This window comes from Lactobacillus sp. UMNPBX15 (assembly GCF_002553785.1).
Taxonomy (GTDB): domain Bacteria; phylum Bacillota; class Bacilli; order Lactobacillales; family Lactobacillaceae; genus Lactobacillus; species Lactobacillus crispatus.
Map to the genome: position 1 here is coordinate 25,005 of NZ_PCYV01000030.1, position 6,442 is coordinate 31,446.

General features: G+C 38.7%; 5 protein-coding genes and 2 other annotated features (1 of these 7 running past the window's edge). Of the genes, 4 read left to right on the forward strand and 1 reads right to left on the reverse strand.

Annotated features, from left to right (window positions below; genetic code table 11):
• Positions 1-72 (forward strand) — a binding site (T-box leader); it begins 136 nt to the left of the window's first position.
• Between the two features lie 37 nt (positions 73-109).
• From pheS to CP366_RS07950, 4 genes are all read left to right on the forward strand, one after another.
• The gene (pheS, locus tag CP366_RS07935; RefSeq protein WP_089145998.1) at positions 110-1,159 is read left to right on the forward strand and encodes a phenylalanine--tRNA ligase subunit alpha; all 1,050 of its coding nucleotides are present in this window, start codon (positions 110-112) and stop codon (positions 1,157-1,159) included.
• Positions 1,160-1,162: 3 nt separating this feature from the next.
• Positions 1,163-3,583 (forward strand): phenylalanine--tRNA ligase subunit beta, encoded by a 2,421-nt coding sequence (gene pheT, locus CP366_RS07940; protein WP_089145999.1) that lies wholly within the window; start codon positions 1,163-1,165, stop codon positions 3,581-3,583.
• A gap of 78 nt (positions 3,584-3,661) precedes the next feature.
• On the forward strand, positions 3,662-4,138 hold the full coding sequence (greA, locus tag CP366_RS07945; protein ID WP_005719856.1) for a transcription elongation factor GreA: 477 nt from the start codon (positions 3,662-3,664) through the stop codon (positions 4,136-4,138).
• A 61-nt stretch (positions 4,139-4,199) separates the two neighbouring features.
• On the forward strand, positions 4,200-5,111 hold the full coding sequence (locus tag CP366_RS07950) for an L-lactate dehydrogenase (RefSeq protein ID WP_005727148.1): 912 nt from the start codon (positions 4,200-4,202) through the stop codon (positions 5,109-5,111).
• Between the two features lie 66 nt (positions 5,112-5,177).
• On the opposite strand, the gene CP366_RS07955 is transcribed toward CP366_RS07950, so the two are convergent.
• On the reverse strand, positions 5,178-6,029 hold the full coding sequence (locus CP366_RS07955; RefSeq protein WP_089143603.1) for a lipoprotein: 852 nt from the start codon (positions 6,027-6,029) through the stop codon (positions 5,178-5,180).
• A 36-nt stretch (positions 6,030-6,065) separates the two neighbouring features.
• Positions 6,066-6,303, reverse strand: a binding site (T-box leader).
• Positions 6,304-6,442 lie beyond the last annotated feature (139 nt).

Here is a 6,442-nt window from a genome sequence, read left to right on the forward strand (position 1 = left end):
CCGTTAACGAAAACTTAAGTGTGGGCGTATTGCGTCCAAACTAGGGTGGTACCGCGACGCTTCGTCCCTATTGGAGACGGGGCTTTTTTGTTTTGAAAGGAAAGATTTAATGGACTTATTTGATAAGTTAAAAGAGCTCCATGAAGAAGGGCTTAAGCAAATCAACAAGGCTAAAGACGAAAAAACTTTGAATGATGTCAGAGTTGAACTTGTTGGTCGTAAGGGCGAATTAACTAAGATTTTGCACTCAATGCGTGAAGTTGCGCCAGAAAACAGACGTGAAGTTGGACAAAAGGTTAACGAATTACGTGACCTGTTCAATGCTCAATTAGACGAAGCTAAGGAAAAGATTGTCAAGGCTGTTCTAGCTAAGAAGCTTGAAGATGAAAAAATTGATGTTACTTTGCCAGGACGTGAAGCACACCTTGGTTCTAAGCATCCAATCAACATCATCTTGGATGACCTTGAAAGCTACTTTATTGGTATGGGCTATCAAGTAGTTCAAGGTCCAGAAATTGAAACTGATCACTACTGCTTTGAAATGATGAATATCCCTAAGGATCACCCAGCTCGTGACATGCAAGCTACTTTCTACATTGATGATGAAGATTTGCTTAGAAGTCAGACCTCAGGTGATCAAGCTAGAGTCCTAGAAAAGCATGACTTCTCAAAGGGTCCACTTAAGATGGTTGGTCCAGGTAAGGTATACCGCCGTGATGATGATGATGCTACTCACTCACACCAATTCATGCAAATGGAAGGTTTAGTAGTAGATAAGAACATCACGATGAGTGACTTAAAGGGTACCTTGGAAATGATTTCTAAGCATGTCTTTGGTCAAGATCGTGAAACTCGTTTGCGTCCAAGCTACTTCCCATTTACTGAGCCATCAGTTGAAATGGACGTTTCATGCTTTAACTGTGATGGTAAGGGCTGCCCAATTTGTAAGTACACTGGCTGGATCGAAGTTTTAGGTGCCGGAATGGTTCACCCTAATGTTTTGGAAAATGCTGGCATTGATTCAACTGTTTATGGTGGTTTTGCCTTCGGTGTTGGTCTTGATCGTTTCGCTATTTTGAAATACGGTATCGATGATATTCGTGACTTCTACACCAATGACGTACGTTTCTTAGAACAATTCCGTAAGGAGGAAAGATAATAGATGTTAGTTTCATATAACTGGTTAAAAGATTTTCTTGATTTAGATGGTCAAGATCCATACGAATTAGCAGAAGAAATTACTCGTAGCGGGGTTGAAATTCCTGACCGTATTCACCCAATGGATGGCTTAAAGAAATTAGTTGTCGGTCATGTCCTTGATTGTGAAGGCGTTGAAGGTACTCACTTACATTTAACTCACGTTGATGTCGGCGAAGATGAACCTTTACAAATTGTTTGTGGTGCACCTAATGTTGCTGCAGGCGAAGATGTGATTGTTGCTCTTCATGGTGCCCGCATTGCTGGCAATGAAAAGATCAAGAAGGGTAAGATCCGCGGCATGGAAAGCTACGGCATGATCTGTGGCTTGCAAGAAATTGGTTTCAGCGACAGCGTTGTGCCAGAAAAATTTGCGGATGGTATTTATGTCTTCCCAGAGGATGCGGAAGTTAAGCCAGGTCAAGATATTTATGAAGCACTTGGCATGGATGACTATATCTTAAATTTTGATATTACACCTAACCGTGCTGATACTTTGAGTATGGAAGGCGCAGCTTATGAAGTTGGCGCAATTATTGACCAAAAGCCAAAGGTTGAAGAAAAGGTTGTCTTAAAAGAAGATGGTCCAGCCTGGACAGATTCACTCGATGTTAAAGTTGATGAAAAGCTTGCACCTAAGTTTTACTTACGTAAGCTCGAGAATGTTAAGATTCAAGACTCACCACTTTGGTTGCAACGTCGTCTTTGGAATGCAGGCATTCGTCCAATTAACAATGTAGTTGACGTTACTAACTATATCATGCTGTTAACTGGTCAACCAATGCATGCTTATGACGCTAAGACTTTTGCTAACGGAAAGTTTGAAGTAAGACTTGCTAATAAGGATGAGAAGCTTACTTTGCTTAATGAAAAAGAAGTTGACCTTGACCCTAAAGATATCATCATTACCGATGGTAAAAAGCCAGTAATGATGGCTGGTGTCATGGGTGGACTTGATTCAGAAATCACTTCAGAAACTACCGATGTCATTCTTGAATCAGCCATCTTTGATCCAACTTTAGTCAGAAAGGCAGCACTTCGTCACGCTAACCGGACCGAAGCTTCAAGTCGCTATGAAAAAGGCGTTAACTGGGATGCCGCTGAAAAGGCAATTAACATGGCTGCGCTTTTACTTAGAAATGACGCTGACGCTACTGTTGATGAAGGTATTCTTAAGGCAACTGACCAAAAGCGTGAACCAGTTGTGGTTAAAACTACTGCTTCATACCTCAATAAAGTATTGGGCACTAAGTTATCAGTTGATGAAATTGTAAAGATTTTTGACCGTCTTTGCTTTAAGGTAGATGTTGATGGTGATAATTTAGCTGTCCATGTACCAAATAGAAGATGGGATATTTCAATCCCAGCCGACTTAGTTGAAGAAGTAGGCCGGCTTTATGGCTATGACAACCTTGAATCTACTCAACCTGTTTTGCCAGAAACTCATGGTGGCTACTCAGAAAAAGAAGAAATGATGCGCCGCATGAAGGCAATCGTTGAAGGACAAGGCTTGATGGAAGCTATTTCTTACTCATTGACTTCACCTGAAAAGGCCGTTCGTTACACTAAGGATCCAAAAGAATTAGTTGAAGTTAAATCACCACTTAACTCAAGCCGTTCTGCAATGCGTGAGAATTTGATGACTGGATTGGTAGATGCTGCTAGTTACAACTTTGCTAGAAAGCAAACACAATTAGCTTTATTTGAACAAGGCAGAACTTATGACCATGATGGTGGTAAATTCAACGAGCATGAACATTTAGCAGCTATTTACTCTGGCAATACTTTTGCGGAAAATTGGCAACATTTAACCCAAAAGGTAGACTTCTACTTTGTTAAGGGACAGTTAACCAATTTGTTCAATGCAATTGGTATTGATCCTGAAAAAGTGGTTTATGAGGCTAAAGGCATTAAGGGGATGCACCCAACTAGAACTGCAGGAATCTATATTGATAAGCAATATGTTGGGATGATCGGAATGATTGCTCACGCTGTAACGATTGCTGATAAGGCACTTCGTGGTAGCGAGCTTTATGGCTACGAAATTGATCTCGATACAATTATTCCAATGTTAACTAAGGGCGTAACTGCAGTGCCTGCACCTAAGTTCCCAGCAATTCAACGTGACCTTTCACTTTTAGTTGATAAGCCAGTTACTAACCAAGGAATTGAAAACGTCATTAAATCTAATGCTGGTAAGTACTTAACTGAACTTAAGGTAATCGATGTTTATGCTGGTGCTCACATTGATGTTGGTAAGAAGAGTATTGCTTACAACTTAACCTTCTTGAACAGAAAAGATACTTTAACCGACGATGTTGTCAATAACGCGATGGATAAGATTGTTGCTGCTCTTGAAAATGATCTTGCGATTAAAGTTCGTTAAAGGTTGACATTATTGACGTAAATTAATATTATTGATCAGTGCAAGATAAAGAAAATTAATTTCTGAGGAGTTAAAAATATGCCTGAAAAATCTTATCCAATGACTGCTGAAGGTAAAGAAAAACTTCAAGCAGAATTAAAGAACTTAAAATTAGTTAAGCGTCCAGAAGTTATTGAACGTATTAAGGTTGCGCGTTCATTCGGTGACTTGTCAGAAAACTCCGAATATGACGCAGCTAAGGACGAACAGAGTCACTTGGAAGACAGAATTGCGCAAGTTGAAGAAATGCTTAAGTATGCGCAAGTTGTTGATGCAGAAAGCGTTGATCCTAACGAAGTTTCAGTTGGTAAAACAATTACCTATACTGAAGTTGGTACTGATGATCCAGAAACTTACACTATTGTAGGTAGTGATGAATCAGATCCATTGAATGGCAAGATTTCTAACGATTCACCAATTGCTCAAGCTTTATTGGGCAAAAAGAAGGGTGAAACCGTATCAATTACCACTCCTGGTGGCAAGTTTGACGTTGTAATTAACGAAGTTAAAGCCTAATAATAAAAAGGGAGGGTAGCTATGACTATCTTCCTTTTTGTTTTTTTGAAAGGATTTTAAAATGAGAACAGTTGGTATTATTGGCATGGGCCATGTTGGTGCAACCGTTGCCTATACTTTATTTACGCACAGTATGGTTGACGAACTGATTTTAATTGATAAAAATGAAGCTAAAGTAAATGCTGAATACAATGACTTGCATGATACTTTGGCTAGAAATGATAGCTATGTTAATGTGCGAAAGCAAGATTGGGACGGCTTAGAAGATGCTGACATTATTATTACCGCTTTTGGTGATATTGCGGCTTCAGTTAAGACAGGCGACCGCTTTGGTGAGTTTGAATTAAATGCAAGAAATGCCAAAGAAGTTGGTGCAGATATTAAAGAATCAGGCTTTCACGGCGTTTTGATCAATATTTCTAATCCATGTGATGCAATTACTCAAATTTTGCAAGAAACTTCTGGTTTAAAGAAGAATCGCGTCTTTGGTACTGGTACTTTCCTTGATACTGCAAGAGTTCAAAGAATAATTGGTGAAAAACTTGGTCAAGATCCACGTAACGTAGAAGGCTTCGTTTTAGGTGAACATGGTTCTTCACAATTTACAGCCTGGTCAACGGTAAGAGTTAACAACAAGATTGCTTTCCAATTGTTTGGTGATGAAGAACAAGAAAAGATTAGTGAACAATCAAATAAGAATTCCTTTATTGTGGCTAAGGGAAAGGGCTATACTAGCTATGCTATTGCCACTTGTGCTACTCGTTTAGTTCAAGCAGTCTTTAGCGATGCTCATCTATATTGTCCTGTTTCAGTTTATAATCCTGAATACAAGACTTATATTGGTTATCCAGCTATTATTGGTCGCGACGGCATTGAGGAAGAAATTGAATTAAAGCTTACTTCTGAAGAAAAAGAAAAGTTGCAAGCTGCTGCAGATAAGATCAAAGAACACTTGAAGCAATTGAAGAAATAAAAAATAGTCATTATAAAAAAATAAGGCGAGAATTACAGTCATTGTAGTTCTCGTCTTATTTATTGCTTATTTTAGTTTTACATCCCAAGCGGCAATTTGCTTGTTGCCGTAGTATTTCTTGTAAATTTGCTTGGTCTTTTTGGTCTGGTATGCTTTAACAATTTCTTGATAAATCTTTTTATTTTTATCCTTGGTGCGGGCGCAAATAATATTGATCCATTGCTCAGAGTCTTTATTCAATGGTTCGACAAAGATAGTTTGCTTGTCACCTAGATGTGCAGGGCCAGCAAAGTCATTGTTGACGACAGCGGCATCAACATCATCGATCACGCGGCTAGTTTGTTCAGATGCAACTTCTTTAATTTTGAAGTGGTTAGGATTGGCAGTAATATCTGCAACAGAGACCAATACTTTGCCCTTCTTCAATTTGATCAACCCGGCATTTTTCAAAACAAAAAGTGCTCTCGATTCATTGGTGGGATTGCTGGGGACCACAATTGTTGCTCCTTCAGGTAGTGCATTTAGGCTATGATATTTTTTGGAATATAAGCGAATAGGTGAGATATAGGTTTTACCGATTGCAGTAATTCCGCCATGGTTGGCTTTGTTCCAGGCGTTGAGGAAAGCATAGTGCTGGAAGGCATTCAGATCAACGTCACCGGATTTAAGTGCCTTGTCAGGTTGGTCATAACCATCAAAACTTTTAGTGGTTAAAATAATCCCATATTTCTGTTTGACGGTTTGAGCAACGCTTTTCCAGATTGCAATGTCACCTTTGCTGGCACCAACGATTCCTACGCTAACTTTGGTTTGACCGTTGCTTTTTGGCGTCCAAAAGAAGCTGAAGTAACCAGCTACGATAATCAATAAGCTAACAATGGTGCCAATAATAATATTCCGCTGTCTTCTTTTTCTCATTTTTCTTTCTCTCATATGCAAAAAAAGCACCCATCCTCAAAGGACGAGTGCTTCGTGTTACCACCTTTATTTGCCAGCTATTTACATAACTGACCTCAATAGCTATCTAACAATAGCTTGCATTGTTAACGAGAGCAACCCCGATACTAGCTAAATATCACTAGTATAATCATTCTGAATCCATCTTCATTAAGTAGTTTCTTTTACTTCTCACCAACCAGTAATTCTCTGTAAGAAAGCTAGCTATAATTACTCTATTCATCAAGATTTTTTAATTATTGCTATTAATTTATCATCTCGTTTTAATTTTGTCAAATAAATTTTTTTACTTGTAAGTGTCAATATTTTTGCGGTAGGTTGTGAACCATTAGTCTAACCTTAATTTCTTAAATATTTATCTGATTTATTTTCCT

Bases quoted from the DNA above. Each gene is read 5' to 3' on its own strand.
- pheS (WP_089145998.1), top strand. From the start codon at position 110: ATGGACTTATTTGATAAGTTAAAAGAGCTCCATGAAGAAGGGCTTAAG.
- pheT (WP_089145999.1), top strand. From the start codon at position 1,163: ATGTTAGTTTCATATAACTGGTTAAAAGATTTTCTTGATTTAGATGGT.
- greA (WP_005719856.1), top strand. From the start codon at position 3,662: ATGCCTGAAAAATCTTATCCAATGACTGCTGAAGGTAAAGAAAAACTT.
- CP366_RS07950 (WP_005727148.1), top strand. From the start codon at position 4,200: ATGAGAACAGTTGGTATTATTGGCATGGGCCATGTTGGTGCAACCGTT.
- CP366_RS07955 (WP_089143603.1), bottom strand. From the start codon at position 6,029: ATGAGAAAAAGAAGACAGCGGAATATTATTATTGGCACCATTGTTAGC.